At 42.2% G+C, this 25,478-nt stretch carries 33 protein-coding genes and 1 pseudogene; 30 read left to right on the top strand and 4 right to left on the bottom strand.

The window, feature by feature from the left end:
* A partial coding sequence (locus tag H6G45_RS05070) for a DNA cytosine methyltransferase (RefSeq protein ID WP_190597215.1) occupies positions 1-764 on the top strand: 764 nt, incomplete at its 5' end.
* 425 nt (positions 765-1,189) lie between these two features.
* Here H6G45_RS05070 and H6G45_RS05065 read toward each other — a convergent pair.
* A complete protein-coding gene (locus H6G45_RS05065) occupies positions 1,190-1,444 on the bottom strand; it encodes a hypothetical protein (protein ID WP_199309591.1) in 255 nt (84 codons plus the stop codon).
* Positions 1,437-2,033, bottom strand: coding sequence for a ParA family protein (locus H6G45_RS05060; RefSeq protein WP_190597211.1), 597 nt, complete (start codon positions 2,031-2,033; stop codon positions 1,437-1,439). The genes H6G45_RS05065 and H6G45_RS05060 overlap by 8 nt, the downstream gene beginning before the upstream one ends.
* A gap of 158 nt (positions 2,034-2,191) precedes the next feature.
* On the opposite strand from H6G45_RS05060, the gene H6G45_RS05055 reads away from it, so the two are divergent.
* The 21 genes from H6G45_RS05055 (at position 2,192) to H6G45_RS04960 (ending at position 18,410) form a co-directional block, all read left to right on the top strand.
* Complete coding sequence (locus H6G45_RS05055; RefSeq protein ID WP_190597209.1) at positions 2,192-2,488, top strand: HNH endonuclease; 297 nt, start codon at positions 2,192-2,194, stop codon at positions 2,486-2,488.
* 18 nt (positions 2,489-2,506) lie between these two features.
* Positions 2,507-2,998: a hypothetical protein gene (locus H6G45_RS05050; protein WP_190597207.1), complete on the top strand. Its 492-nt coding sequence runs from the start codon at positions 2,507-2,509 to the stop codon at positions 2,996-2,998.
* Positions 2,999-3,038: 40 nt separating this feature from the next.
* On the top strand, positions 3,039-3,443 hold the full coding sequence (locus H6G45_RS05045; protein WP_190597205.1) for a hypothetical protein: 405 nt from the start codon (positions 3,039-3,041) through the stop codon (positions 3,441-3,443).
* A 79-nt stretch (positions 3,444-3,522) separates the two neighbouring features.
* The gene (locus H6G45_RS19455) at positions 3,523-3,882 is read left to right on the top strand and encodes an IS630 transposase-related protein (RefSeq protein ID WP_242018058.1); all 360 of its coding nucleotides are present in this window, start codon (positions 3,523-3,525) and stop codon (positions 3,880-3,882) included.
* Positions 3,879-4,370, top strand: a complete 492-nt coding sequence (locus tag H6G45_RS19450; protein ID WP_242018057.1) for a transposase — start codon at positions 3,879-3,881, stop codon at positions 4,368-4,370. Before H6G45_RS19455 ends, H6G45_RS19450 begins: the two co-directional genes overlap by 4 nt.
* Positions 4,371-4,593: 223 nt before the next feature.
* The gene (locus tag H6G45_RS05035; RefSeq protein ID WP_206754989.1) at positions 4,594-5,328 is read left to right on the top strand and encodes a hypothetical protein; all 735 of its coding nucleotides are present in this window, start codon (positions 4,594-4,596) and stop codon (positions 5,326-5,328) included.
* Between the two features lie 81 nt (positions 5,329-5,409).
* The gene (locus tag H6G45_RS05030; RefSeq protein ID WP_190597200.1) at positions 5,410-5,901 is read left to right on the top strand and encodes a hypothetical protein; all 492 of its coding nucleotides are present in this window, start codon (positions 5,410-5,412) and stop codon (positions 5,899-5,901) included.
* A 13-nt stretch (positions 5,902-5,914) separates the two neighbouring features.
* Entirely contained in the window at positions 5,915-6,421 is a 507-nt protein-coding gene (locus H6G45_RS05025) for a hypothetical protein (protein WP_190597198.1), read from the top strand.
* Positions 6,422-6,441: 20 nt separating this feature from the next.
* On the top strand, positions 6,442-6,798 hold the full coding sequence (locus H6G45_RS05020) for a hypothetical protein (RefSeq protein ID WP_190597196.1): 357 nt from the start codon (positions 6,442-6,444) through the stop codon (positions 6,796-6,798).
* A 458-nt stretch (positions 6,799-7,256) separates the two neighbouring features.
* Positions 7,257-7,550, top strand: a complete 294-nt coding sequence (locus H6G45_RS05015; RefSeq protein WP_190597194.1) for a hypothetical protein — start codon at positions 7,257-7,259, stop codon at positions 7,548-7,550.
* A gap of 162 nt (positions 7,551-7,712) precedes the next feature.
* Positions 7,713-7,862 (top strand): hypothetical protein, encoded by a 150-nt coding sequence (locus H6G45_RS05010; RefSeq protein WP_242018056.1) that lies wholly within the window; start codon positions 7,713-7,715, stop codon positions 7,860-7,862.
* 11 nt (positions 7,863-7,873) lie between these two features.
* On the top strand, positions 7,874-8,416 hold the full coding sequence (locus tag H6G45_RS05005) for a hypothetical protein (protein ID WP_190597191.1): 543 nt from the start codon (positions 7,874-7,876) through the stop codon (positions 8,414-8,416).
* A 23-nt stretch (positions 8,417-8,439) separates the two neighbouring features.
* Complete coding sequence (locus H6G45_RS05000) at positions 8,440-11,283, top strand: DEAD/DEAH box helicase family protein (protein ID WP_190597189.1); 2,844 nt, start codon at positions 8,440-8,442, stop codon at positions 11,281-11,283.
* A 19-nt stretch (positions 11,284-11,302) separates the two neighbouring features.
* Entirely contained in the window at positions 11,303-12,280 is a 978-nt protein-coding gene (locus H6G45_RS04995) for a DUF2971 domain-containing protein (protein WP_190597188.1), read from the top strand.
* A gap of 5 nt (positions 12,281-12,285) precedes the next feature.
* The gene (locus H6G45_RS04990) at positions 12,286-14,286 is read left to right on the top strand and encodes a site-specific DNA-methyltransferase (protein WP_190597186.1); all 2,001 of its coding nucleotides are present in this window, start codon (positions 12,286-12,288) and stop codon (positions 14,284-14,286) included.
* 439 nt (positions 14,287-14,725) lie between these two features.
* Complete coding sequence (locus tag H6G45_RS04985) at positions 14,726-15,814, top strand: HigA family addiction module antitoxin (RefSeq protein WP_190597184.1); 1,089 nt, start codon at positions 14,726-14,728, stop codon at positions 15,812-15,814.
* Positions 15,815-15,961: 147 nt separating this feature from the next.
* The gene (locus tag H6G45_RS04980; protein ID WP_190597182.1) at positions 15,962-16,207 is read left to right on the top strand and encodes a hypothetical protein; all 246 of its coding nucleotides are present in this window, start codon (positions 15,962-15,964) and stop codon (positions 16,205-16,207) included.
* A gap of 131 nt (positions 16,208-16,338) precedes the next feature.
* The gene (locus H6G45_RS19260; RefSeq protein ID WP_199309590.1) at positions 16,339-16,872 is read left to right on the top strand and encodes a hypothetical protein; all 534 of its coding nucleotides are present in this window, start codon (positions 16,339-16,341) and stop codon (positions 16,870-16,872) included.
* A 315-nt stretch (positions 16,873-17,187) separates the two neighbouring features.
* Positions 17,188-17,400 carry a hypothetical protein gene (locus H6G45_RS19255; RefSeq protein ID WP_199309589.1) on the top strand — a complete coding sequence of 71 codons (213 nt, stop codon included), beginning with the start codon at positions 17,188-17,190 and terminating at the stop codon, positions 17,398-17,400.
* Positions 17,397-17,792, top strand: coding sequence for a type II toxin-antitoxin system VapC family toxin (locus H6G45_RS04965; protein WP_190597180.1), 396 nt, complete (start codon positions 17,397-17,399; stop codon positions 17,790-17,792). The genes H6G45_RS19255 and H6G45_RS04965 overlap by 4 nt, the downstream gene beginning before the upstream one ends.
* Positions 17,793-17,819: 27 nt before the next feature.
* Complete coding sequence (locus H6G45_RS04960) at positions 17,820-18,410, top strand: CAP domain-containing protein (protein WP_242018055.1); 591 nt, start codon at positions 17,820-17,822, stop codon at positions 18,408-18,410.
* A gap of 27 nt (positions 18,411-18,437) precedes the next feature.
* Here H6G45_RS04960 and H6G45_RS04955 read toward each other — a convergent pair whose 3' ends face one another.
* On the bottom strand, positions 18,438-19,004 hold the full coding sequence (locus H6G45_RS04955) for a site-specific integrase (protein WP_190597178.1): 567 nt from the start codon (positions 19,002-19,004) through the stop codon (positions 18,438-18,440).
* A 372-nt stretch (positions 19,005-19,376) separates the two neighbouring features.
* Here H6G45_RS04955 and H6G45_RS04950 point away from each other — a divergent pair, with 372 nt between their 5' ends.
* Both H6G45_RS04950 and H6G45_RS04945 read left to right on the top strand, forming a co-directional pair.
* The gene (locus H6G45_RS04950; protein WP_190597176.1) at positions 19,377-19,610 is read left to right on the top strand and encodes a DNA-binding protein; all 234 of its coding nucleotides are present in this window, start codon (positions 19,377-19,379) and stop codon (positions 19,608-19,610) included.
* Entirely contained in the window at positions 19,582-20,010 is a 429-nt protein-coding gene (locus tag H6G45_RS04945) for a type II toxin-antitoxin system VapC family toxin (RefSeq protein ID WP_190597174.1), read from the top strand. The genes H6G45_RS04950 and H6G45_RS04945 overlap by 29 nt, the downstream gene beginning before the upstream one ends.
* 61 nt (positions 20,011-20,071) lie before the next feature.
* Here the strand turns inward: H6G45_RS04945 and H6G45_RS04940 are convergent, their stop codons facing one another.
* Positions 20,072-20,323 (bottom strand): hypothetical protein, encoded by a 252-nt coding sequence (locus tag H6G45_RS04940; RefSeq protein ID WP_190597172.1) that lies wholly within the window; start codon positions 20,321-20,323, stop codon positions 20,072-20,074.
* 451 nt (positions 20,324-20,774) lie between these two features.
* Between H6G45_RS04940 and H6G45_RS04935 the strand changes: the two genes are divergently transcribed.
* The 6 genes and pseudogenes from H6G45_RS04935 to H6G45_RS04910 form a co-directional block, all read left to right on the top strand.
* Positions 20,775-21,023: a hypothetical protein gene (locus H6G45_RS04935; RefSeq protein WP_190595463.1), complete on the top strand. Its 249-nt coding sequence runs from the start codon at positions 20,775-20,777 to the stop codon at positions 21,021-21,023.
* Between the two features lie 99 nt (positions 21,024-21,122).
* Entirely contained in the window at positions 21,123-21,671 is a 549-nt protein-coding gene (locus H6G45_RS04930) for a hypothetical protein (RefSeq protein WP_190597170.1), read from the top strand.
* Positions 21,617-22,513 carry an ATP-binding protein gene (locus H6G45_RS04925; protein WP_242018054.1) on the top strand — a complete coding sequence of 299 codons (897 nt, stop codon included), beginning with the start codon at positions 21,617-21,619 and terminating at the stop codon, positions 22,511-22,513. Before H6G45_RS04930 ends, H6G45_RS04925 begins: the two co-directional genes overlap by 55 nt.
* Positions 22,513-23,541 (top strand): metal-dependent hydrolase, encoded by a 1,029-nt coding sequence (locus tag H6G45_RS04920; RefSeq protein ID WP_190597168.1) that lies wholly within the window; start codon positions 22,513-22,515, stop codon positions 23,539-23,541. Before H6G45_RS04925 ends, H6G45_RS04920 begins: the two co-directional genes overlap by 1 nt.
* 134 nt (positions 23,542-23,675) lie before the next feature.
* On the top strand, positions 23,676-24,749 hold the full coding sequence (locus tag H6G45_RS04915; protein WP_190597166.1) for an ATP-binding protein: 1,074 nt from the start codon (positions 23,676-23,678) through the stop codon (positions 24,747-24,749).
* A gap of 94 nt (positions 24,750-24,843) precedes the next feature.
* Positions 24,844-25,478: pseudogene (locus tag H6G45_RS04910) on the top strand (HlyD family secretion protein); the annotation flags it as partial.

Genomic DNA, 25,478 nt, shown 5'->3' with positions numbered 1-25,478 from the left:
TTAAACACCTCGACCTATTTGCCGGATGTGGCGGATTCACCCTGGCCGCAGAACAAACCGGAGGAAAAGTGGCAACAACTCAGTTTGTTGAAATCGACCCCGACTGTCATACCATTTTGTCCCACCACTGGCCCCACATCCCCATCCACGCCGACATCAGGGACTACTACCCAAGCCCAGGGCAATTTGACCTTGTTACCGCCGGTTTCCCCTGCACCGGCACCAGTGGAGCAGGAACCAAAACCGGCCTCCACCATCCCGAATCAGCCCTCTTTCGGGAAGTGTTACGCATCATTGCCCAGTGCCATCCCCAATTTGTCGTCATTGAGCAACCCCTGGGAGTTATCCATCGGGGCCTTAGAGCAATCCTTGGCGGACTCCGAATGGTTGGTTATCAAAGCGAAATTGAGATTATCTCGGCGCAGGAGCTTGGAGCAGGCCACCGCAGGGAAAGATTGTTTGTTGTTTCCTACCCCCACGGCCTGTTTGGGCACCTACCGCCAAGCTGGGTCGAACAAGTTGGAGCAATGGTTGAGGAGCAACGGGCTAATTGCCAATGGCTCACAGTTGAGCGCAACGGCCTATGCCCTGATTCAGGGTTATCCTTCTCACTGGTTTCAGGCCTTGGCTCCCTATCCTGCATTGTCCCCACCGGAACCCCCGGCAGAATTAAAGCCCGCAAGTTGGCCGGCAGAACCGTTACCCCAGGACAAGCCAGTATTGCCCTCAAGCGAATCCTCTACCTCCATTCCCTTATCCCCTAGTAAAAATTCTGGGCGAAAATCCAAACGGAGATCTCGGGGCCAAGGTAGCGGTTACATCCAATTGCACTATTGCGAAAAACAGACCTCAAGGGGCAGAAAATCCTATGAACAGTACTATTATCACTATGAGCTTTGGGAGAATGGCATCAGACAGCACAAGGGGTCGAAGTATATTCCCAAGGATAAGCTTGATGTGGTGCAGGAATGGGATAGAAAAAAACTCGATGTAACCGTTATCCTTCAATATCTTGGCAAAGATTGTACTAACCTATGAAGCCTTCCTAACGCCTGTCGGTGACAGCTCACTTTTTGATGGATTTTGAACTAACCAATTATAATAACTGTCTAAATGGTTAGACGCTTATCTGTCTGTATTGTTAGCCGTTTAAGCACTTAAGGTTAAAGTTGAGTGAACGTTTCCCTGTTTAACTGTCTAGACGTTTGAAATAATCTACTAACAGCTCCTCCACCAATTCGGACATATCTTGTTCAGTGCTTAAGGTATGGGTGCGTAATTTCAGGTGGGTGGCTTTGGAAAGGTAGAGGGTTGTTTTTTTGAAATTGGGATCTTTGCTTTTGGCGATCGCCGCTTCTGGTTTTCCTTGGGCTGACTCTGAGCTAGTTGATTCCGCCTGAACAAAATTCTCAAAGCCTGCAAAGCGATTTTTTTCCTTAGCCATAAATTTCACCTCCTACGGTTTTGTAATCATTCCAACCGGCCCCCGCATATCGATCGCCTTTGACATCACGAACAACACAACCCTCTAAGGCTGCTTTGGGAAAAGCGGCATATCGAGTGATCATGCGTTTAAAAACAGGCAATCCTAAGCTTTGGAGATATTCCTTGGCCTCTATTCCTGCTGTGGAAGGTTTTGGCGGAACGATGGTCATTAAAATCCGAAAGTTTGGAATGTTTAGCTGTTTAAACGTCTGGATGTTTGCCTGTAATGCTCCCATAGAAAGGGCATCGGGCGAGGTTGGCAAAACCATCAAGTCACATCCCTTAGCAAGGGAGCGAATTTCTTCAATTTCTGGCCTAGCTGGAGTATCAACAACGATGTGCTCATAATTACGGGCCGCTTTTAGTCCTTCCCGTTCATCGACAACAGGGAAATCTAGCTTTTGGTGTGATGCCCACAGCAATGCCGAACGGTTTAAGTCCCCATCAATTAGGATTGTTGGAGCTTTGTTATTGAGGTAGGCCGCCAAGTGAATAGAGCTTGTGGTTTTACCTACTCCACCTTTAAAGGCAGTAACGGTGATAATCATTAGATGGTTAAGTGTTTAAAAGTTTAGACGTTTAACTGCTTAAACTTCTGGATGTCTAGATAGGGAGACGTTTATAATCGTAAAATGTTGCCAGGGTGTTTTAAAAAAAATTACTAGGGGTTAAGAGTGGGAGATAAATTTTTTACTAGGGGTTTGGAATGAAAGATAACCGCTATCCCCCCGACTGGCCTCAGTTGTCCCTGGAGAAAAAGCAGTCCGTTAGTTGGGTCTGTGAACGGTGCGGGGTGCAATGCTTAAAGCCTGGGGAGGGGAAGGGTCTGCTGAAGGAAGAACGGTATAGGCTTAGGATGGCGGTGCATCACTGTGATTATGATCCTAGTAATAACTCCCCTAGTAATTTGATGGCCCTATGCTCCCCTTGCCATCTTCACTATCACCGGAGGCAAAAGGGGAATGTGACACCGGGACAATTATCGTTTATCTTTTTTTGGTAAAAGACCAGTGAAAATATTATGCTACAGCGTTTAGTAATCTTATTTTCAATTACTACTTTTGGAAGTTTAGTTATTTTTCCAGCATCAGCTTATGCTTCTTGCCAAAGAACTGTTAATAGTGTGGCTGAGGAAATTCGTCAAAAAAGAACAAGTGTTAGAACTGATGTTTATCCTCCCTATGATGCGGAAGAGTTAGCCAATTCTTCTAGAGTTGACACGGTTCTTTTTGTGCTGGCTACTGGAGCTACGATCCCAAAATATAGAAGATATGGTGATGTTGCTGCGAATATTCTTTATTCAAAAGTCTTGATAAAAAGTTATGCAACTCGTGTCTTTTCTAGTTGTGATGGTACTGGTTATGTTACTTTTCTACTCCACAAAACGGATTGGAGAGAGGGTTTTATGATGACAGACAATGGTAGATTAGGTTTTAAGAATTGTGTTGATTCTCCCAGTAAAACTTCTCATTTGACAACAAGAATATCAAATATTAATCCTGGTTTAGATTGATATTTTACCTACGTTATTCCTGACTTTTAATCTTCTAAGTATGAAAAAAAAATTGCAGATTCTTACAAAACTTTTACTTTTTTGTTTCGTAGCTAAACCAGTAATGGCTCAGGAAACTCATACTGACAGACTTTATAAGGCTTATGCCTTTTGTGAAAATAATGGCTATATGAGTACTGAAGCCTATATTGAATCAAAAAAATATATTGTTGCTATTTGTAGTAATATGCTTTGGTTTAGCCCTTATAATCCTGAAACGCCTTGCTATGTCCCTGATAAGCATTTTATAGTCGTACAATCACTTGTTGATAATAAAATCTCTATATTGCCTACATGGCCTCAAAAATCTGGTAGTCGTTTTCCTTATGTTTATACTTTTGAATCTGTTCTGGGGGGGATTCATTATCAAATTAAAACAACCGGTGGTTCAAATAGTTATAGCTGATTTATTTAATTTTGAGACGTTTTGCTGGAGTTGTATGGTAACATGTTGGAAGAATAACACAAGAATTTATAAATCAGTCATGACTTACGATCTTGATTTACGTATTAAGGTTATAGATTTCATCGAGAGTGGAGGTGGAATCACAAAGGCTTCGAAAATATTTAAGGTAGGCAGAGCAACAATTTATCGCTGGTTGGGGAGAGAAGAGCTTGCGGCAACGAAAGTTGAGAATCGCCAGCGGAAGATAAACATAAAAGAATTAGAAGAGGATGTGAAAAATAATCCTGATATGCTTCTAAAAGAAAGAGCTAAAAAATTTGGTGTAACTTCTGCCTCAATCTGTTACCAATTCAAAAAAATGAAGATTACTAGAAAAAAAAACAGTTACTTTATCAAGAGAGAGATGCCCAAAAGCGAGCAGAATATCAGAAAATCTTGAGGCAGTTAATTTTAACATACGGTATTGAAAGTCTAGTATTCATAGACGAAGCCGGTTTTGAGGAATTTGTATCCTCACTCTATGGATGGTCTAAAAAGGGAGAAAGAGTATATGGAGAAAAGCAAGGGAAAAGAGGGAAAAAAGAGAATCTTGTAGCAGGAAGAAGAAAAATGCAAAAAGACTTAATAGCGCCGATGTTATTCAGCGGAAGCTTAAATGCAACAGGTTTTGAAGGATGGCTTGAATTCTTTTTAATACCAGCATTGACAATGACGTCGGTGTTGATTATGGATAACGCCCCTATTCATCGAAAAAAAAGGATTAGGGAAATAGTAGAGTCTGCAGGACACATTGTGTTATTTTTGCCCACTTATTCTCCAGATTTGAATGATATAGAGCATGACTTTAGTGCATTAAAGAGAGCGAGAATGCACGCATCTCCGGGTACTAGCATAGATAAGGTTATTCAAGATTACTGCATAGCTTAACGTCTCATAATTATCCTAATTAGCTATACAATCCAAATGACAGATTTTGGACATCAGTTTTGCTTAAAAAAAGCGATACAATAATTTACTCAAATAAAATTAATAATTACTACGGTAATATCGGTATGGGATGTTAACTTATCAAATTTTTAACGTAGTACTTAAAACTACTGACTCTGACCTCTAATAATTTTATTGATATTCTAGATAACTACAAAATATGATGTATAAAAAGATTTTAATCATAACTATTTCTCTTTTATCTTTTCCTTATCAATTAAAGGCAAATCCTTCAAAAATTAATCCTTTAAGTGAAAATTGGGTAGTAATTGGTGAACCTGGAGTTATTGTTCAATATAATCGAGCTAGTCTGAGACGTGAAGGAAATAAAGTATTTTCTGATTTTGCTTATTTTTATCCTAAATATGATTATGAACGCAATCAATTAACAAATGATTATTCACTTGCAATTTTAGGAAAAAGAATTGATTATTGTGTGGATGGAAATTTTACCATTGATAAAACAGAATACCCTTTGCTACTAGCATTTAATGAATATAAAGATGGAGAACGTATTGCTCTTCAGGAAGTTAATGATGAATTTTTGCAAGAGTATTACGCAGATAGACCATTTCACAGTGTTCTTCTCCACCGTCATCTTTGCGATAATGTTCAGCCTAGATATCTACGAGCAGGGATGAGTTTTCTGGAAGCTAAAAGATTGTTATATGCAAATAAATTCAAAATAGAGACCTTTGAACCAGGACTTTATGAAGAAGGTAGTCAAGAGAAATTTTGTGATGATAAAAGACCTTGTATTAGTTGTAGTCAAGGGTTTTCTCGATGCTATGTCGCATTTAAAAATAGCGACGGTAAAGTTTATACTTTGACTATCGATCCCAGTTTTACAACCGTGATTGATTCTCAGCCATATAATGAAGATTTTGAAGGGTATTGATTTTTTATTTTGATATTGCTTCAATGCTTGTAACTTTAATTGAAAAAATATTCTTTTAATATACTGTCTTGTTTTTTGTCTATGAAAGTTTCTCTATTGATTTTTCCTGGAATTTTATTTCTAATTAGTCTTTCTTTTTGTCAAATTGTCCAAGCATCTCCTGTTGAAGTTAGCTTAAATGAGCTTACTCCTGAATGTAAAAATGCTATTTATGTGAATCGTCCTAATCTAAAAAATCCTAACTTTCCTGTATATGGGCCAACTGTTTACAAAGACTGGAATGGTGATTTTAGCATTGCTTGGAGTAGGCAATCAGGAGAATTTTATATTTCTGATACTTCTGGAGAAATGAATGCTTCACGTTCAATTGGTGCTTCATGTCCTAGCGTAGCTATAGTTGTTTTCAGTGGAGCTACAGGGGGAACTGAGCGGTGGTATATTCGCCGCAATAAGTTTACTATTAGGCATAGTAGGGACAGCGGATATCCCGGAGATTTTGATAAGTATTGGGGCTGGGATAAGATTCCATTTAACTATAATCCAAAAATAAACTATGATTTAAATAGTAATTAGTTTTGGGGGATTTATGAAAAAAATTCAGATTTTTACAAAACTTTTACTTTTTTATTTTATAGCCCAACCAGTGATAGCTCAAGAAACTCATGTTGATATACTTTATAAAGCTTATGCTTTTTGTGAAAATAATGGTTATATGAGCACTGAAGCCTATATTGAATCAGAAAAATATATTACTGCTATTTGTAGTAATATGCCAGGGTTTACACCTGGGGGTGATTCTGGAATATCCTGCTACGTCCCTGAGAAACATTTTATAGTTGTAAAATCACTTACCGATAATAAAATAGTAAAATTACCTACATGGCCTCAAGAATCTGGCTATTTTCCTAAATATATCTATATCTTTGAATCTGTTCTCAATGGAATTCATTATCAAATTAAAACAACAGGAGGCTCAAATAGTTATAATCCGAATGACAGGTTTTGGACATCTGTTTTGCTTAAGAAAGGTAGTAATATAATTTACTCGAATAGAATCAATAAATATTATGGCAATATTGGTATGGGTTGTTAGTTTATCAAATTTTTAACGTAATGCCCAAAACTCCCGACTGCGACCACTGCCAGTTTTATGCCCACGACCCCCATCTAGTTTGTGCGATTCATCCTGCGGGAGTAGAAAGTAAGTGTTTGGACTTTCGGCAGGCTCCCAATTTGCCGCCGGCCGATGTAGATGAGCAATGGAGTCCTGAAGGATATTACTGGTGGGATGGGGAACTGCTTCCGAATAAGCTTGTTACTTTGACTCCAGGGGAACAGCTACACATCTTGGACTCTCACCCCATTTTTACTGGAATTTGCCCCAAATGTGGTCATGAATTCGACCGCAGTGATTTACCCGTTATTCATTGGGACTGTCCAGCTTGTGGTTGGCTGGATGATTCGGTTTAAGGAATACTTAAGCTTTAGTTAAAGGGTTCCGTACAAATTAGAAGAGCTCGATGGCTACTGCTACTCCGCTAAGACCTACATTCCGCAGGCCCTACCAATAGTTACTAAATTTTCGGGAAAACACTACAGATAGCGTAGTTTTCTAGTATTGATTGACTGGGAGTCAAGAGGCAAACCCCGAAATAGGCTTGCCGTCGTACTCGATTTTAGACGAAGGTGTACTACGTGCGGAATGTAGGCTAAGAACCTACATTCCGCAGGTTGCCGCCATGGATGGCGTAATTTAATTGAACCACACTTGGAGTAGTGTAATAGTTTTTTCTTACCCTCTATCTATTGAGCATTTATCTGCACTGCTACGCTTCATATAGCGTGTGCGGAAGGTGGGCTAAGAAAAGGCATTCCGTCTTCCTTTGTAACCTCTAGTAATAAATGGCACTCACTGTAGCGGAATAAGTATGGATCAAAACGAGTGGGTCATCTTTGCAGAATTACAACGCTCAGAGTTTAATTTAATTGTCTCAATCTTATCTGACTATTTCCCTCGTTTGGAATGGGGTTCACAGTGCGACGACTGGCTCTGGATTTATCGCCGGGACTACAAGTTAGAGATTGACTCGTTTTCGTCGATGGAACTGGAGGTGAAGGGCCCAAGGAAAGCCTATGGTTTGGCCCAGGAAATTTTGTGCCTGTTGCCGCCTTCGGTATTCGTTCAGGTTTTTGAAAGACCTAAGTTGGATCTCACCCGCTGAAGCCCCGATTAATAACCTTTTGGTTAACTATCACAATTTGTTAAGACTTTGCAACGGCTGATCTTATTTTGCGCTAGTATTCCGTCAGACATTCAAAATCTGTCGTCAGTTATGGAAAGTAGGCGATTGACTATCCGGGTTCCAGATCCACTGCTAAGCCAATTGCAGTCTTACCTTGACCAGCAGGGCTTGACGGTGACTGAGGGGGTTTTGGCCGCTATCGCCTCTTATGTGGGGGATAACGAGCGGTTGCCCCTGGTGGAAAGGGTTAGTCGGATTGAGCAACGATTGGCGAAGTTGGAGGGGAAGTAGTTGTTAGTTTAATGAAATTTATCGCCAGTTCTCTTACAATTTTATTTTTCTTAGCTTTACCTATTCCTGCAAAGGGAAATGATTCTTGGACATTTTCTCCGGTCAAAGTATCTAATGAAACTTGCCAAGATGCAATTGATGGTGTGAAGTCTTATCTTGTCAAAAATAAATATTTTATTCCGTGGAAATGGGAAGGAGGAACAGTTTATCCTTCCGTTAAATTAAACGATTCTAATATTAGAGAATATTATTTTGATTATCCTCAAGAACGCCAATCTAATCTTATTTTTAAGCTGTCAGGTGATTTTGATAAATTGTATCAGGGATTTTTATCTTCTCCTCAATTAATGTCTGATCTAGCAGCAAGAATTATGGGGGCTTGTCCTCAAATTGGCTTGATTGATTATAACCACTGGTGGGAAGGTGGAGTTCCTGTAGGCTATTTTCCTGACGGTACAGCTAGAACTTTCATCTATACTGACTTTGATTCTGAATTTGTAAGAACGACTACTAATACCACTAAATTTAAGTGGGGATATTATTTTTCTCCTTAATAAAGGATCTAAGTTTCAATATTATGCCAAAAACCACTGAGCTAAAGACCCTAGAACTCTATTTACCCCAAGCCTTACGGGGTGATATAGAAGGTTGGCGTAATATGGGGTGGGTTGGTGTCACTGGGACGACTGAAGAATTATTGAAATACTGGTTTGAGGAAGTTAAAGAGGATGGAATTGAGTTTCATTTATGCCAGCAGATGGCCATTGAAACTATTATTTATTGCCATGAAATTTTAGGGATTAGAAACCCTTACCAGCTTTATACAGACTTCGGTACACCGGAGCACCCCAATATTGCGAAAGCAGCAAGATCTAAACGGCTTCAGGATGAACTTAACCCGATTACTTTTCCGAAATACTGTCTCAAGATGGCAACGGGAAGCGGTAAGACTTGGGTGCTAAATGCTCTAATTGTTTGGCAATATTTCAATGCCCTTAATGGTGAAATTGTTAGAAATCACAGTGGCGATCGCCTACCTGCCCCGGTGGGATATAGTCAACGGTTTTTGATTGTCACTCCTGGTAAGGAAGTGCAGAAGCGGATTCTGGAATCGGTAGAGAAGGACTGGCAAAGACCCCTATTCATGCCTCCTGGTTCAAGATGGCGCGACCGTTTTTATTTGGAGAAGTACACTCCTAATGACTTTAGGGATAACTTGACGTTGACCGATGGCCCCTTTTTGATGGTCACAAACTGGCAACAGTTTCGATTTGCAAAGGATGATCCGAGTCTGTGGGAAGAGTTTATGGGGGAACGAGAAGAAACCCCCAAAGCGGAAATTATTGCAGATTTGCTTACGGAATACCCCGATCTTTGCATTCTCAATGATGAAGCCCACCATGTTCATGCTGCTAAACGTCCTAATCCGACAACTCAGAAAGATGAGGAGTTGATCTGGCGAAGGTTTATGAGTTTCCTGAACCAAGAACAGCAGGAACGTCATCCCAACGGTGATAGGGTTTTTACTCAGATTGATTTCTCGGCGACTCCTTTCTTTGGTACAGGGGACAACAAAGATTATTTTCCCCACATCGTTTATGACTACTCACTAGCTCAGGCTAGTGTGGATATGTTGGTTAAGCAGTTATTTCTTGAACAACGCCAGGGGAGTAATCTTGCAGACCTCGATTTTAAGGCCGAACGAGCAGAACCAGAGGGGAATAGGAGAAGGGGAGAAATTCTGGACTTATCCCGTGGCCAAAAGATCATGCTGGAAATTGGTAAGTCCAAGTTGGAGCAATTAACCCAAGAATTTAAGGAAAGTGGTATTAATCGCAAGCCTGTCATGCTGGTTTTGGCGGAAGAAACAGAAGTAGCCGACATGGTGGGCGATCACTTCAATACTTTAGTTGATACTGAAGGTAGTCCCTATGATGGTGATCGGGTGGTGGTGTATCACTCCAATCTGAAAACTCAAGAAAATAAGCAGGCCGAGGAAAAGCTAGATGACATCGACGATGACAATAAACCCTTACAAATAGTGGTATCGGTTTTATCAGTTCGAGAAGGGTTTGACCGGACTAATATCTGCATCATTGTTATGCTTCGGGCCAGTGAAGCGGATTTGTTGTTAGAGCAGATTGTGGGGCGGGGTTTGCGGTTAATGTTCCCTCCCTATAATCCTGAATATGAACAGATTCAGGATGCGAAACAAGAGGCCCGTGAAAAGTTAATGAGACAAGAGGCCCCCGGTAATGCCTTCGATTGTCTGTTTTTGGTGGAGCATCCCAAGTTCCGAGACTTTTATGAGGATTATCTACGCCGTCAAGGGTATGCGGTGGGGTCTGGGGACAGTTCCGAGACTAAAGCGGTTGGGGATTTAATCACCGTTGATGCAGAGGGTGATCGCCTGGAGAAATACGATATTCATTGGCCTGCTCAGTTCTATGATCAATCCCCCGTTCCAAACTTGGATGAGATTGATGTGGATAAGTTGGGACACTATCCAGTTCAGTTCTCGGTGCAGAAGAGTATCACAGCTAAAACCATGATCACGGATGTTCACGTTGAAACGGAGACAAAGGCCAAAACCTGGATGTTGGAAAGCGATTATTTTGATTACAACTTCTATCTCCAAAACATTACCCGTTCCATTACCCGCACTCGCAAGACCCAACACCTAACCAGTCATGCGGCGGAGATAGCGGCTTTGGTGGATGAATATACAACCCGTCGCCTATTCACGGAAACCATTGATTTCATGGAGTCTGAGAATTATCAAGTCTTGCAGAGTCAGCAGATTGTGGACTTTGTGACTAATCAACTCCGGGCGGCGATCGCCGAGGCAATGGGTGAAATTCAGTTTCAGGCGGGGGCAGTGTGGCGCAGACTATCGGATGTGAATCGTTTGATGATGCGGCAAGCCAATATGGTGCAGACTCCCCGCTGTATCTATCCCTATCAGGCAATTCAGTCCAACAAAGGAGGGTTGGAACGCAAAATTATCACTAAATTACTGAATCCATCACCAGAAGTTTTAGCCTTTGCCAAACTTGACCGCAAACACGACCTAATTATTCCTTGGCGAGATGATCGGGGCATTCAACGCAAGTATGAACCGGATTTCTTAGTCAAGACCGAGGACACCATGTTTTTGTTTGAAGCCAAAGGTGATCATCTGATTACTCACTCAGATACGGCACTCAAGGCACAGGCCGCTATGGCATGGTGTTTATCAGCTTCCAGAGTTGCATCCCCAAACGGTGTTAATCAGCCCCAACAATGGGAATACATTATTTTGAAGGAGTCTGTCTTTAATGCCAATGAAGGTGCTTCTTTCAATGCTCTATTAGCTCTCATGCGACAGGAAGCGGTTGCTTTAACTGCGGGGTTGTATGGAGAGTTAGGTTTACAATTTTAAGCTAAGTATTTTTATATTTATGATAATAAAGCAATTTATTAAATCACCTATTAAACAGACTATAGATTATGACTCTTTAAGCTTTTTTTTGAAGCACAATTTTCTAATTGAGGGACTTCAAAAAAATGTTTTAAACAATCATGCAATTGTCTATCAATATGTAAGCGCGACTACATTGGAAAAAATTATACAAACTAATCAATTACAAGCTACTAATCTTTCTTTTATGAATGATTCTAAAGAGTTTAAGCATGGTTTAGATATATTTGGTTACAGATTGAAAGCATATAAAGATGACTTAGATGCTCCCCAAGTACCTGTAATTAAACTAGAACAACGACAAATATGTAAATTGATTATAGACAAGTTAATTGAGTTTTTGGAAAATTATAAACAGAAAGCTTCAAATAATTATGCTCGTTGTTTTTCAACTGATGGAGATTTGTTAAGTCAATGGAGAGCTTATGGTGATTATGCAATTGGATTGAATCTTCAAAAGCTTTTTGATATGATTACATCTGGTTTTGTTCAAGAATCGGAATTCATTATTAGTAAAGTAGTATACAATGAAATTGAGCAAATTAAAGTCGTAGAAGAATTAATTAGTACAATTCTTCGGTATGCTGAAGAACAATTCAATGTAGACGTTATTGACGAAGGAATTAATTATTTAATGGATTTAATCTCAACAAACATTAATGATATTGTTGGGATTTTTAAAGATATAGCATTCGAGGAAGAAAAAGAAATTCGCTTATTATTTAAAAACCCACCCCAAAAATCACTAAGGTTTAGAGAATCTGGTAAGATAATAACTCCATTTATTGAATTGAACAAAGAAAATATTCGTTTACCTATTGATAGGATAGTTGTTAGTCCAGTAATTAAATCTCATTTTGAAAGAATAGAAATTGGATTGAGCTTATTATTAGAGAATAATGGGCATGACATTACAAAAATAAAAATTGAACCTTCTAGAATACCTTACAGATCTTAAACTCTATGCCTGAAAATCGCCGTAAACGTGACTCTGCTAAACTTGTTTGGGACAGTAAACCAAAACGTGCCCCTAATCCTAAAGATATTGAGTTTCAAACTGCTGAGTTAGTCATCCCCAATGCAGCACAAGCCAATCAATTTAACCTGCCGATATTTAACCAACCTCAAGCAGGGGTAACATCCTTATTTCCTGGTCAAATGGGAGAGTTACTGCTAGGAGAGCAGGAGATTGATAAGAGCCAGATGAATCGCCTTATATGGGGTGATAATTTGTTGGCAATGCAAGCTTTATTGGCTCAGGGCTATGCTGGCAAGATTGACTTAATTTATATTGATCCACCGTTTTTAAGTAGTGCTGATTATAATTTTCAGTTGAGTGTAGAGGGCAAGAAAGTTACTAAAGAAGCCAGCATTATTGAGCGTTTAGCTTATACAGATACCTGGGAAGGAGGTATGGATTCTTTTATTGATATGCTTTATCCTCGACTTCAATTAATAAAGCGTTTATTAAGTGACAAAGGGAGCATATATGTTCATGTTGATTGGAGAGTTGTTCATTACTTAAAATTGATTCTTGACGAAATATTTAGCATTAATAACTATAGAAATGACATAAAGTGGAAAAGACAACCACCCAGAGGGGCAAAAGCTGTTGCAAAGCAATATGCCCGTAATAGTGATTCTATTCTCTTTTATAGCAAATCAGATTCATGGATTTGGAATGGGGCTTACAAGCCATACGAAAAAAGTTTTATAGAAACTAAGTTTAGAAAAGATGAAAATGGTAGATTATTTCGAGATTGTGATCTAGGGGACTACTCGGAGGAATCAATTGCTAATTTTGAAAAGCAAGGTAAAATTTATGTGACTTCTAGTGGAAAAAAGCGACTAATCAGATATTTAGACGAAGAAAAAGGAGAGGCGTTAGGCGACATTTGGACAGATATTGCTGAAGTTAATTCGATGGCAGAGCAAAGAAACGATTTTCCCACGCAAAAACCCGAAGCTCTCCTAGAACGTATTATCAAAGCCTCATCTAAAGAAGGTGACTTAGTTGCTGACTTTTTCTGTGGAAGTGGAACCACAATGGCAGTAGCCGATCGCCTAAATCGTCGTTGGATTGGTTGCAATTTGGATAAAGTCGGCTTACAGGTATCGCGGAATCGGTTGGTGGCGCAGCAATCTAGTCCGTTCCTGTTGGAGAATATCGGCAATTATCAACGCCAGATGATTTATCTCAGTGGTTCCAAGATTGGGGAGATGCAAAGGATTATCCTGAAACTCTACGGCGCACAAGCCCGAACAGACCGGCCTGATTTGGGAGTTAGAACCCATGACGATGGCACAACTGAGTTAGTTTATGTGGGCTATCCCGATCGCCCGACGACGGCAAAGAAAGTAATGGAGTTAGCCAAGGATGCTGAAGTGTTAGACGGTACAGGCTACAAGACTTTGATTATCTTGGCTTGGGACTATGACTATAATTTCAGCACCGACCTGGAGAACTATGGCAAGACCCGCAAGGTGAAGACTGACATTCAACCCCTGACCATTCCCCCAGAGATTTATAACTACCTGAAGAAAGCTAAAAACGAGGATGACCTGGAGGGACTACGGGATAAATTAGTCTTCCATGAAAAGCCCTACCTCAAAGTCAGTCACGGTGTCACCGACGCAGGCGATGGTCAGGTAATGCTCTCAGTAGCCATTGACCGCTATGTATTGCTTAACTTTCCTGTGCCGGAGAAACAACAGGCCGAACTCAGGAAGGTCATCAAGGATAACTTTGCTGTCTTGATTGATTATTGGGCGGTGGATTGGGATTATGACGGCAAACTTTTTAAGTCTCAATGGCAGGCTATTCGCGGCAATGGCAAACGCACCCATACCGTTGTTACCTCAGTTAGCAGTCTCCCGATGAAATCCGGCAAACGGTCTATTGCAATTCGACTGGTTGATATTTTCGGAAATGATGCTAGTGCCACCATTAACTTTACCCCATAAATATAGCGGAGTTTGACACATCTAGACGCTATTGGTAGAGTTAAAATAAAATTAACCTTTGGGGTTAACAAAAATTACAAGAGTAGCTTAGAATGGAGATAATATTTAAAGACATTTACTTTCAGGGGCAATGCAATAACCAAAAGCTATTAGTCAAAACCTATGGGAAAGACATGGCAAAAAAAATCAGGAGGAGGCTTGACGATCTTCAGGCAGTCACTACTCTTGAAGATATGCGGTCATTGTTCCCAGGGCGTTGTCATGAACTACGACATAATCGAGCGGGACAATTATCCCTAGATCTTGTTCATCCCCAAAGATTGATTTTTGAGCCAGCTAATGACCCTATTCCTAGAAAGATTGATGGAGGAATTGACTGGACTCAAGTAACTGCCATACGAATTCTTTCTATAGAAGATCCCCATCCTAGAGGACGGTCATGAGTAATATTATCCAAAATAAGTACATGCCAGACTATGTTTCTCCTCCTGGCGAAACCCTGGCAGAAATTTTAGAAGACAGGGAAATGTCTCAAGCTGAATTAGCAGAACGCATGGGCAGACCCAAAAAAACGATTAACGAAATTATTAAAGGAAAAGCAGAGATTACGGTAACAACCGCATTGGAATTGGAAAGGGTTTTAGGTACTTCTGCTCGATTTTGGAATGAAAGAGAGTGGCGTTATCGGGAATCTTTAGCCAGAAGAAAAGAAAATGATCATTTGAGAGAACAAGCTAGTTCCTTAAAGAATTTTCCCTACAAAAAAATGATTGAATTTAATTGGATAGACTCCTATACGGATAAAGCTGAACAGTTAAAGGAACTACTAAGGTTTTTTGCTGTTGCCTCTTTAGAACAACTAGAGCAGTATTCTACAAAGAATTTAGCAGTTGATTTTCGTAAGTCTCAAACTCTTGAAAGCGATCCCTTTGCTTTAATTGCTTGGTTGCGTCAAGGTGAGATTCAAGCCTCTAAGATTGAGTGTAACAATTATGATAAAGACAAATTTAAGCAGGCACTTAAAAAAATCCGCTCACTGACTACTGAATCTATTCAAGTCTCTCAACCTGAAATGGTTCGACTCTGTGCAGAGGCAGGAGTCATTTTAGTTTTTACTCCTCAATTACCTAAAGCCAGAGTTTCTGGAGCAACTCGTTGGCTTACTCCTAACAAAGCTTTACTCCAAATTAGTGACCGCTATAAAAAGAACGATCACTTTTGGTTTTCCTTTTTTCATGAAGCTGGACATATTCTCCTTCATGGAAAGAGGGATACTTTTATAGATTTAGAGAAGGAAGAAAAAAATGACAAAGAAAAGGAAGCAGATACATTTTCTGCCAATTTTTTGATAGATCCCAATAATTGGGAAGATTTTTTAAAGTCTCATCCTTGTCGCTCAGATATGATCAGCCAATTTGCCAAGGAAATTGGTATTGCTCCTGGAATAGTTGTGGGAAGACTTCAACGTGAGCATATTTTAGACTGGTCATATTCTAATGAATTAAAAGAATCAGTTTGCTGGTCATAAAACCTTATCAAAACTAGTCAAATAAATTTGGATTTGTTAGAAGCGAGGTTCGGTTATTACGAAAAAGCTACTCAATTATCAACTGCAAATACAAAAAATAATAGCTATAATTAACGTGTAGTTTTTACTAATAATTAAAAAGAAAAAATGCCTAACAAAAAAACGTCATCTCAAAAAGCATTGTCTGAAGCAGCAAAGATTCTTCAAGATAAAAACTCATCTGGAATCCAAAAAAAGCTAGCAGGCTCAGTGCTTTCTCAAGCCGATCCCAATAAACAAACAGGTGCAGAGATGGAAACAATAGCATCTGAAGTTCTTCAAAGCACTAAATATAGTGACGATACAAAAAGTTTAGCTGGTTCTGTTTTATCTCAATCCAATAAAGAAAATTAGCTGATTTAATTAATGTTATTTAGAGGGTATCCACTGTTACATATCCTCTAAATATTATAAATTAAGCATTACAGATTATTATTTAATTTTCACTTTGTAAAACCCCAATAAAATTATTACAGGTTAGCTAAATGAAGAGTGATACAAATTGGCAGAGTTTCGGTCTTGGCATAATTGCCATTGCTATTATTGGCTTAATATGTTTTGCCTTATTTCATGAAATTGGCCAAGCACCGTGGCCATTTATTTCGATTTTACTGGCTTTATTTGGGGCGTTAATTACCTTTGCTGGCAATCTTCATATTCAGACTCGCAACGAACAAAAGCCTAAAAAAATTGAAATATACGACAGACTTATTAAGTTTTTCTTCGATACTATTTTTGCTAATAAAATAGGCAAAAAACCCAAATCTGAAGATGAGCTAATCAAATGCTTTGCTGACATGACACCTGAGCTAATTCTATGGGCATCTGATGATGTTTTAAATTTGTATATCACTTTCAGACAAATATCAACTAGTGACCCACGAATTAACCCAAGCAATCCCGTTATATTATTTGGCCAGATGTTATTGGCAATCAGAAAAGATTTAGGACATCAAAATAATAATATTAATGAATCGTTCATTTTAGGCACGTTTGTAAACGATCTCGATAAACTTTAAACTTCCTAAATAATACGACTTCTTATATTATTTATTATTGTTACTTTGTCTATGGTCACCGAGTTCTCATTTTAATCATAGCTGAGAAAAATAGATACAGAGCCAGGAAGTCTATCCCCGTAAAAAATGGGAATATATCTTCTTTTATGGCAACGTTATCCCCTAGTAAAAACTTCCAAAAATCAGTCACCACATTAGCAGTTTTCCCGTGACACTCTTTAGCGGTAAATCTGACTGTCGGTATTCCTTCTCTTAATATTATGCTATCGCCGAGTATATTGAAAAAGAAACCCCCCAACCTAGAGAGTGATAATCATGACTTTACAAGACATCCAATCTCAAATTCTAAAATTATCAACCCAAGACAAATGGCAACTCGTTCAAACCCTTCTAAATGCCATCCAAAAAGATACTACTAACCCAAAAACAACCCTAGAGAAAACCTATCCTCTGCGTGGTTTACCCATCACTATTAGTGAAGACTTTGATGATCCTATGCCAGAATTGTGGGAGGCATTAACGGAATGATTCTCCTTGATACCCATACTTGGCTGTGGTTACTTCATGATCCTAATCAATTATCCACTTTAGCCCAAAACGTTATTATCGAATCTGAAAACAACAATAGTATTCTTATTTCCAGTATTTCAGTCTGGGAAATTGCCACCAAACAAAACCTAAATAAACTTCAACTTCCTCTACCTATTCACGAATGGTTTGAATTGGCGCAACAACAACCTGGCACAGTCATTGAACCCCTTTCACCTGCCGACGCAATTAATAGTACCAATCTACCTGGAGATTTTCATAAAGACCCCGCCGACAGAATTTTAGTGGCGATCGCCCGACGGTATCACATCCTGTTCATTACCTGTGACCAAAAAATCTTGAATTATTCCTATGTCAAAACCATTTGGTAAAATTAGGCACTCGGTCAGTAAAAACCAATGGGACGTTATCGTTATCGATCGCCAAAGTCCAAAAAGATAACCACAGGGATTATCGTAGTAGTAGCCATGATTTTGTTTCAGGGGAAAGATTCACTCTACTATCACAATGGCAATGGTGGTGATAACTGGAAAATTGGCTCACCTCAGACCCACATATTCAATGCCCATCAGACTCGTTCTTTGCCCGACCTTCAAACCCAAGCTCTCAGCCTGGTCAATCGAGATCGCCAACTGAATAACCTCCCGCCCCTGGTGGCAGACCCCTTGATTACCAAAACCGCCCAAGGTCATGCGGAAGATATGGCCAAACGGAATTTTTACGGTCACGATACCCCTGAAGGAAAGTCCCCCACCGACCGCTATCAAGCTTTGGGTGGTAAGGGTGGGGTCGGTGAAAATATTGTGGTCTTACCCGGCTCTCCCCATTTTTCTCTCAACTATGGGCTGGTAGAAAGGTTTCAGAAAAGTTGGATGTATTCGGAAGGACATCGCAAAAACCTATTGACCCCCAACTATACTAAGTTTGGCTATGGCATTGCCACCAATCCTAGAACAGCTAAAGTCTATGCTGTTCAAAATTTTCAATGACTGGTGTGGGTCAAAAACTAATTCAACTCAAAACGAGATTGTAGATAAAGCTTGCTCCTTCTCCTGTTCCGAAACCTCCAGATAGTGAGACAACACATTCAAATTCTTGTGACCACTAATCTTTTGGATAACCCTCAAATTGATACCCTTTCTACACATCATTGTTAACGCAGTGCGACGAAAAGAATGGGTAGATACTCCCCTAACTCCAATCAAATCTGTGGCGGCTTTCAAAAGCTTGTGGGCCATGGAAGGATGAAGATGCGACCCTACCCTTTTCCCCCGAAAGACATAGGAAGATGGAAACCTAACGGATTGTTGAGCTTGCCGGTATTCATCGAACAAAACTTGCAAAGCTGGACTAATTGCCACAGTCCGACTGGACTTAGTTTTAGTTTTTTCAATGCGGAAAGTCATAGCATCGGTGGTGACATCAGCCCAGGCCAGAGAACAAGCTTCCCCAATACGACAACCAGTATAAAGACAGATCCCAAATAAAAGGCGATCGCGGGGAGTGAGCAACCCAATAGTGAACAGGTCGTGCAGTTCCTGCTCTGTAAGTACCTTTGCTTGCCCCTGGCGGTTAATTTTCATTCAATAATTGGTGGAAAATATTGAGTAGCTTCCGCAACCCTAATTCTATCGTTAAATTTTCTCGGCTCCCCATCGCTCGCCATAAATTATTGCTAATCATTCTCAGTTGATAAATTCTGAAAACTGCTACCATGCCCTAAATCGTCTAATTTGGGTCTTTGCTGAAGAAAATGATGTAGTTAACCTGAAAAGTCAAATATAAGGATTACAGGCGATTCTCAAGAGTGTAATTTGTACTGCATCATTCTTAATTTCATTTCCTTGTTGGGTTCATCCATGCACAGGTAAAGTAGGTCGATGAGCAAGCGCTATCAATGCTATCATTCGAGTGATAACCAAAAGCAAGAGTTTGTTGTGGGCTGGAGGTAGTGTATGGCGAATTTAATTGTCCGCAATATTGATGAAGCGGTGGTGGTGGCCCTGAAAAAGCGGGCGGGGCAACATGGCATTAGTGCCGAAGCAGAGCATCGCAGAATCCTAGAGCAGGCCCTATTGCAACGTCCCCGAAAATCCTTTGCGGAGGTGCTTCGCCAGATTCCCGATGTGGGCAATGACTCAGACTTTGAGCGAATACAGGATGACAGAACCAGTCAAATATTTGATTGATACCAACGTTATTAGTGAGCTACGGAAGCAAGATAGGGCTGACTCCGGCGTACTAGCATTTTTTCAACAAGCTCAGCATCTCTATTTGAGTGTGATTACCATCGGAGAATTGCGGCGGGGTGTAGAATTAATCAGGCATCGAGGAGATGATCAACAAGCCAATTTGTTGGAGGAGTGGTTGGAAACTGTCGTCGCAGATTACGCTGACCAGATCCTAGATTTCACTATCTTTGAGGCTCAGGTTTGGGGAAAATTACGAGTTCCTAATCCCCATAACGCTCTAGATAAACAAATCGCCGCCACTGCCCTCAGTTACGGACTGACCCTAGTTACTCGCAATGTTAAGGATTTTGCTGACACAGGAGTTTCTTTGCTTAATCCTTTCAGGGGCAATCAATAATCCAAATAAAAACCCCGACTTTAGTCAGGGCTGTACTAGCCTAATAGCGATTAGGTTAGTGTTAAGGATTGGGAGTTGTCCGGTTAAGGATCTCTGTCAGTTTGTCCTCAATTCTTTGTAGATGATCCAGGTAATCCGATTGGGACTCATAAAAATCAGCTTGGGCGGCCGCTAATCTTGCCATCCATTCAAAGACGTGGGCCCGGTCTTTACGGTAAAGGGAACTATCCTGATTAGCTTTGCTTGTTAATGCTTCAATGCTCTTGGCGTTGGACTCAATCAGAGCCTCAATGCGATCTAGTCGGTCAGACATACGTTAAACTTCCTATTAGATTTGTGTAATGGATTGGGAGAGTTAGCGGCTCTCCCTTTCTGCTTTTAGGGTAGCGGATCAGAGTCAAGGAACGACAGTTGGAATTTGTTCAGGGCACGTTTTGCGCCCGCCCATGGCACCAGAAACAGCAAAAAATTAATCTCCATATTGGTCAAGATGGGGGAAAGATCACCAGCCTAGAAACCCCTAGTAAAAGTTATTGGCGTCTATTTTCATGGCTAAAATTTTCTACATCAATTGGTAAATATTGTTACATTCTAGAGCCTATTTAAACAGCATCCCCAACAATCAACTCAGCAGTTAAGCAGAGTTACCAGAGCGTTAGTGGACAAATCAAGAAAGCTTTAAAGAAAGTTAAATTTTCTAATCTTTGTGGTCATTTTTATTTAGTTATTGGACAATATAAATTATTAATTTTAAGGAGTTCACTATGGAATTTAACCCCAGTGAGTGGCCCACCCATAAACAAGGTGAAGTTGTCCGACAACTAATACTGGATGCGTTGGACAGTCCAAAGACAAAGGAAGAATTGTCCAGTTTGTGTAATAAGAGCGTTAGACAAATCACTAGACATTTACAGCGTTTGTCCAGCGAAAACAAGATTTTGTCCAATGGCAAAGGGCAATTTGTCCGACGGATCGCCGCTGGATTTTTACTGCTTTACGTTGGACAAATTTAAGTCCAGCGTTGGACAGCATTGGACTTGACAGAAAAAAATTGTCATATAGAATCCCCTAAACGACAAGTTCCACAAATTTTTTTTTGGGAGATTAAGAAAATGTCCATCGCTGGAAAGTCCAAAGGTGACGTTGTACAACAACTGGAAAAGTCCTACGGGGTAGCCCGGACAACGGTGTTTAATCGGCTGAAATATTTAGGCTATTCGTTGGACAAAGTTGATGATTTGTTCAGTTTGTCCAATGAACAAATGGCTGAACTTGATAACCTCCACCGCTGGATAAGTGATGGGGGCAGAATGGCCGACTATCCCAAACCCGGTCAATTGGCCATGGTCACTGATGAAGGGGAACTAGAACAGTATGGGGAAGCAATTAATTTTGATGCCCTAGAAGGGGACGAGGAACTGGGTCACGCTGAGCTGATCCGGGCGGCCCAAAATCAAGCGGCGGGCATCTTAATTGCCCAGAATTTACTAACCGCTGAAATTCTCAAAAATCCCCAACATTTACCGGCAGACCTCCAAGCCCAGGTGGAACAGTCCAAGGTGGTGATCGCCCCAAAGCCCCAGAATCCTTTAGTGGTGGCTTCCCAATGGATTACGAAAGCGAAGGCCTACCAGAAGAGTCAGGGTCAATTAGCGGCCTAGAGGATCTGGAATCTGTCCAGCCCCAGGGGAACAACTGTTATCGGCAACCGGAAATGGAAGGTCTACTCCATTCCCTCTATTCTGCTCGGTCGGTGCTAGTCACCTCTGGGGAAGGCATGGGTAAAACCTACTTGGTGCGTCGGGTGTGGGAACGGTTGTTAACGGATGGGGTGACCTGTGCCTACTTTGAACCGGCTACCCCCAAGACCTTATTAACGGAGATCGCCGATATGGCCGGGGTCGATATCAAAAATCTGGAAGGACGGAGCAAAACGGTGGAAGTGCTTAAGCAAGAGTTAATCCAATGGTTCAGCGTTAACCGGGCGGTGCTGATCTTTGACGATGCCCATTACCTGGAAGTGAAGTTCCGGATGTGGCTCAAGAAGCTCAAGGATGTGGGGGTTCCCATTCTGTTGGCGGCCACCAATCCTCCTAGGACTGACCTGTTTATCTATGTCCCCAGGATTGAACTCAAACCCCTAGCGGAATATCAGATCCGAGACTTGATGGAGAAGGAGGCGATCGCCCTGGGGTCAGATTTAAAGCCCCACCAAATTGCCAAGCTCCAAAGCCGGGCCGGGGGCAACCCCATGTTGGCCAAGCGGGCCATCGAGGAGGGTTTTTTGGGCATCCAAAATGAAGCTGGGGATCATGGCAGATACTTTGACATCACCCCTTTACTGCTCCTGGTGGGCATTGTCTTTATCTGTTATCGGTTCATTGGCCTGGGCACTGGCAATCAATCCCTCTATATTTTGGCGGGCATTGGTGGGGCCATTTTCCTAGGAGTGGCAAGACTTTCCTATTACCTACCGAAGGAATCACGGAGGATCACCAACTGATGCTCACCATTACACACCTATTGGTGGGGGCGGCCAGTGTGGGCATGGCAGTCCAAACCACCAACCCTGTACCGATTCTGATTGGGGCGATCGCCAGTCTGTTACCGGACATCGACATCAGCACTTCACCGGCAGGGAGAGTCTTACCCTTTATTTCCCGACCCCTGGAGCAAAGATTTTCCCATCGCAGTGCCACCCATTCCTTGTTAGCTTCCATCACTTTGGCAACAGTCACCTATGGTCTTTGGTTTGCTATCCCCGCCATTCCCCTAGTAATTGTCCATGCCCTCAACATTGGCTATTTTGCCGGTTGGTTTCTGGACTGCTTCACCAAATCCGGGGTGGAGATGTTTTACCCGTTGGGGGTGCGCTGTGTTTGTCCCGGCAACCGGAACTTAAGGATTGCCACCGGCAGTGCTGCTGAATATTGGTTGATGGTCTTCGTGGTGGCGATCGCCGTTTGGACTTTCCAACTCAATAACACGGGTGGTTTGGTGAAGAACTTCAATGCCCTAATTGCGGCCCCCAGTGGAGTAACGGAACTCTACAACCGCAAAGGAGGCAACCAGATAGTTTATGCCGAGTATGAGGGGGTTTGGACGGGGAACCGTGCGCCGGTGACAGAGGAGGCTCCGATAATTGCCACCAACGGCGAGGGCTTTCTGGTACTTCAGGATGACCAGGTGGTGAAAGTGGGCACCGAAGCGGACAGCACCATCATTGTTAACCGCATTTGGGGCCGGGAAGGGGAGGCCGCAGTGATTACCACGGACACCATTTACCTCGACGATGAACCCCCCGACCTGTTGGAGGACTACATCCAACCGATGACTTTCCTCAGTGGCCAGCTCACCATTGACGACCCCAGTGTTTTAAGGCTGGAACAGTCCGCCTTTGCCTTTGCCCCCATCCGCCACACTGGAGGATTTGTCACCCTCGACCATGCCCCCATTGAAACGGCGATCCACCTCCTCCAAGACCAGTACGTTAGGGGGTCGGTCACTATCAAAACTATTGAAAAACGATGACATTTAGATGCCCCCCTGGCCCCCCAATTCTGGGGGGAACCGGATTTCAAGTCCCCCAAGGTTGCCGGAGCTTTAGTGAGGAGATTTAGGGGGCAGATCCAGGCTTCTCAACCACCACTAACCCCTAGTAATTTATGTTTGCCTCCAACTCCAAACCAAAACCCCTAGTTAACCGTTTAACCCATCCCCAAACCCCTAGTAATATTTTCCCCACCAAGCAAGAAGGGGTGCTAATCGGTGACCAAATTTACTGGAATCCCGCCACAGTGGCCAATCCCCATGGGTGCATCATCGGTGGTTCCGGGGCCGGCAAGACCCAAACTCTGAAGGCGATCGCCTGGGAAGTGAGCAAGTTAGCCCAAGTTGCCATCATTGACTTCCACGGAGACCAGGAATTGCCGGGGGAGACTTGCTACAACGTCAACATGACCAGTAATGCTGGCATTAACCCCATGCGGTTGAACCTTGACCAGGAGGGAGGTGGCCCCAATCTCCGGGCCATTGAGCTGGCCATGCTATTCAAAAAGACCCTAACCTTGGGGGCCAATCAGGAAGCGAAACTGCTGGACTGCTTCAAGCATTGTTACTTCCGCCGGGGCATCTCCCAGGAGTCCCATGAAAGTTGGTTAAAAGTACCACCAAATTTTAGTGACCTGGAAGCTTTGCTGGAGGAAATGGCCGGGGAAGACAAGGAGGCGGAAAAACTAAGACTGAAGTTATCCACCATTTTTGAGTACGGCATTTTCAACAAAACCCAGCCCCTTAACCAACCCCTGACCCGTTGGAACCTGTCCAAACTTCCCCCCCAATTACAGGCGATCGCCGGGGATGCTTTGGCTTCCCAGTTGATGAGTCACCACCGTTTACTAGGGGAATCCGGTCTCAGGACAGTTTTGTTCATTGATGAAGCCAAGGAGTTGGGCCATTCCAAAGCGTTGGACAGAATTGCGGCGGACGGCAGAAAGTATGGGCTGGGCCTGTGGGTGGCTTCCCAGTCTTCCCGTCATATTTCCAAGGATGTTCTCACCAATACGTTCACTAAGCTGGTTCTCCCCGTTGATTCTTCTGAGTTACCCGTCACTGCCCGTACCTTCAGGTTTTCCGAGGAGGCGATCGCCAACCTTAACCCCCTGGAATCATTGGTACGGTTTGGTAAAAATGCCAATAAAGTTAACATTGTCCCCTTTTACCAAAGGAATACACCATGATTAGTTCTTTGATTATTCTTTCCTTAGTTGGTCTGCAAACCCTTGCCACTTGTCTGCTCCTGGCTTTTTGGGTTCTTAGGGAGGACAAAATGCTATGAACTGGCGAGCTTTACTGTTGGCGGTAATCCTCGGCACGGTGGTCTTTGGGGGCCTCCATGCCCAAACCAACACCACCAATACCCCTGGTAATGATTCTTCCCTGACTACTCCCAACCGGCTCAAGATTAATTTGACCCTAGGCGACCCCAAGGAACTTAAGGTGCGGGAAGGGGATACGGTCAACCGGGGTCAGGTGTTATCGGACAAAGAAGCGGAACGCTCCCGACTGGAACGGGACAAACGGGAACGTCTGCTGGCGATCGCCAATGTGGAAGGTCAATTAATCCCCATGCTGCAACCGGCCCCAGCCCTACGGGAACTGCCCCCCATTTCCTACACCGTGGAAGAAACCGCCATTCAATTAGCGGAAATTAAATTAGCCCAAGCCCAACGCAATCTGGCCACGGCGATCGAAGCTGACCCGTTTATTTCCGCCAAGGCTAAGGTGGAACGTTCCCTGGCCGATGTGGAAGCGGCCCACCGGGCTTTTGAGTTACAGCAACGCAAGCTGGATGCGGTCAATGGCCTGCGGGGTTTGCCGCCGGAGATGTTGACCCACGAAACCGAGAAGCTACGACAAGCCAAAACGACCCTGGAGGGCAAGGAAGCGGAGTATAAATTCTTCCAAGC

Origin of the sequence: Synechocystis sp. FACHB-383, from assembly GCF_014698605.1 — a bacterium.
GTDB lineage: Bacteria > Cyanobacteriota > Cyanobacteriia > Cyanobacteriales > Microcystaceae > Synechocystis > Synechocystis salina.
The sequence above is the reverse complement of the archived record's forward strand: the minus strand, read 5'-3'. Positions and strand labels throughout refer to the sequence as shown.

What these genes read in the sequence shown, in the direction of transcription:
- H6G45_RS19260 (WP_199309590.1), top strand. Translation starts at nt 16,339, where the DNA reads ATGAAGAGTGATACAAATTGGCAGAGTTTCGGTCTTGGCATAATTGCC.
- H6G45_RS05015 (WP_190597194.1), top strand. Translation starts at nt 7,257, where the DNA reads ATGGATCAAAACGAGTGGGTCATCTTTGCAGAATTACAACGCTCAGAG.
- H6G45_RS05065 (WP_199309591.1), bottom strand. Translation starts at nt 1,444, where the DNA reads ATGGCTAAGGAAAAAAATCGCTTTGCAGGCTTTGAGAATTTTGTTCAG.
- H6G45_RS05020 (WP_190597196.1), top strand. Translation starts at nt 6,442, where the DNA reads ATGCCCAAAACTCCCGACTGCGACCACTGCCAGTTTTATGCCCACGAC.
- H6G45_RS04990 (WP_190597186.1), top strand. Translation starts at nt 12,286, where the DNA reads ATGCCTGAAAATCGCCGTAAACGTGACTCTGCTAAACTTGTTTGGGAC.
- H6G45_RS05050 (WP_190597207.1), top strand. Translation starts at nt 2,507, where the DNA reads ATGCTACAGCGTTTAGTAATCTTATTTTCAATTACTACTTTTGGAAGT.
- H6G45_RS04985 (WP_190597184.1), top strand. Translation starts at nt 14,726, where the DNA reads ATGAGTAATATTATCCAAAATAAGTACATGCCAGACTATGTTTCTCCT.
- H6G45_RS04955 (WP_190597178.1), bottom strand. Translation starts at nt 19,004, where the DNA reads ATGAAAATTAACCGCCAGGGGCAAGCAAAGGTACTTACAGAGCAGGAA.
- H6G45_RS05025 (WP_190597198.1), top strand. Translation starts at nt 5,915, where the DNA reads ATGAAAAAAATTCAGATTTTTACAAAACTTTTACTTTTTTATTTTATA.
- H6G45_RS05000 (WP_190597189.1), top strand. Translation starts at nt 8,440, where the DNA reads ATGCCAAAAACCACTGAGCTAAAGACCCTAGAACTCTATTTACCCCAA.
- H6G45_RS04945 (WP_190597174.1), top strand. Translation starts at nt 19,582, where the DNA reads ATGACAGAACCAGTCAAATATTTGATTGATACCAACGTTATTAGTGAG.
- H6G45_RS19255 (WP_199309589.1), top strand. Translation starts at nt 17,188, where the DNA reads ATGACTTTACAAGACATCCAATCTCAAATTCTAAAATTATCAACCCAA.
- H6G45_RS04960 (WP_242018055.1), top strand. Translation starts at nt 17,820, where the DNA reads ATGGGACGTTATCGTTATCGATCGCCAAAGTCCAAAAAGATAACCACA.
- H6G45_RS04915 (WP_190597166.1), top strand. Translation starts at nt 23,676, where the DNA reads ATGTTTGCCTCCAACTCCAAACCAAAACCCCTAGTTAACCGTTTAACC.
- H6G45_RS04995 (WP_190597188.1), top strand. Translation starts at nt 11,303, where the DNA reads ATGATAATAAAGCAATTTATTAAATCACCTATTAAACAGACTATAGAT.
- H6G45_RS04950 (WP_190597176.1), top strand. Translation starts at nt 19,377, where the DNA reads ATGGCGAATTTAATTGTCCGCAATATTGATGAAGCGGTGGTGGTGGCC.
- H6G45_RS04940 (WP_190597172.1), bottom strand. Translation starts at nt 20,323, where the DNA reads ATGTCTGACCGACTAGATCGCATTGAGGCTCTGATTGAGTCCAACGCC.
- H6G45_RS05030 (WP_190597200.1), top strand. Translation starts at nt 5,410, where the DNA reads ATGAAAGTTTCTCTATTGATTTTTCCTGGAATTTTATTTCTAATTAGT.
- H6G45_RS04930 (WP_190597170.1), top strand. Translation starts at nt 21,123, where the DNA reads ATGTCCATCGCTGGAAAGTCCAAAGGTGACGTTGTACAACAACTGGAA.
- H6G45_RS04935 (WP_190595463.1), top strand. Translation starts at nt 20,775, where the DNA reads ATGGAATTTAACCCCAGTGAGTGGCCCACCCATAAACAAGGTGAAGTT.
- H6G45_RS04925 (WP_242018054.1), top strand. Translation starts at nt 21,617, where the DNA reads ATGGATTACGAAAGCGAAGGCCTACCAGAAGAGTCAGGGTCAATTAGC.
- H6G45_RS04920 (WP_190597168.1), top strand. Translation starts at nt 22,513, where the DNA reads ATGCTCACCATTACACACCTATTGGTGGGGGCGGCCAGTGTGGGCATG.
- H6G45_RS05035 (WP_206754989.1), top strand. Translation starts at nt 4,594, where the DNA reads ATGTATAAAAAGATTTTAATCATAACTATTTCTCTTTTATCTTTTCCT.
- H6G45_RS04965 (WP_190597180.1), top strand. Translation starts at nt 17,397, where the DNA reads ATGATTCTCCTTGATACCCATACTTGGCTGTGGTTACTTCATGATCCT.
- H6G45_RS05045 (WP_190597205.1), top strand. Translation starts at nt 3,039, where the DNA reads ATGAAAAAAAAATTGCAGATTCTTACAAAACTTTTACTTTTTTGTTTC.
- H6G45_RS04980 (WP_190597182.1), top strand. Translation starts at nt 15,962, where the DNA reads ATGCCTAACAAAAAAACGTCATCTCAAAAAGCATTGTCTGAAGCAGCA.
- H6G45_RS19455 (WP_242018058.1), top strand. Translation starts at nt 3,523, where the DNA reads ATGACTTACGATCTTGATTTACGTATTAAGGTTATAGATTTCATCGAG.
- H6G45_RS05005 (WP_190597191.1), top strand. Translation starts at nt 7,874, where the DNA reads ATGAAATTTATCGCCAGTTCTCTTACAATTTTATTTTTCTTAGCTTTA.
- H6G45_RS05060 (WP_190597211.1), bottom strand. Translation starts at nt 2,033, where the DNA reads ATGATTATCACCGTTACTGCCTTTAAAGGTGGAGTAGGTAAAACCACA.
- H6G45_RS05055 (WP_190597209.1), top strand. Translation starts at nt 2,192, where the DNA reads ATGAAAGATAACCGCTATCCCCCCGACTGGCCTCAGTTGTCCCTGGAG.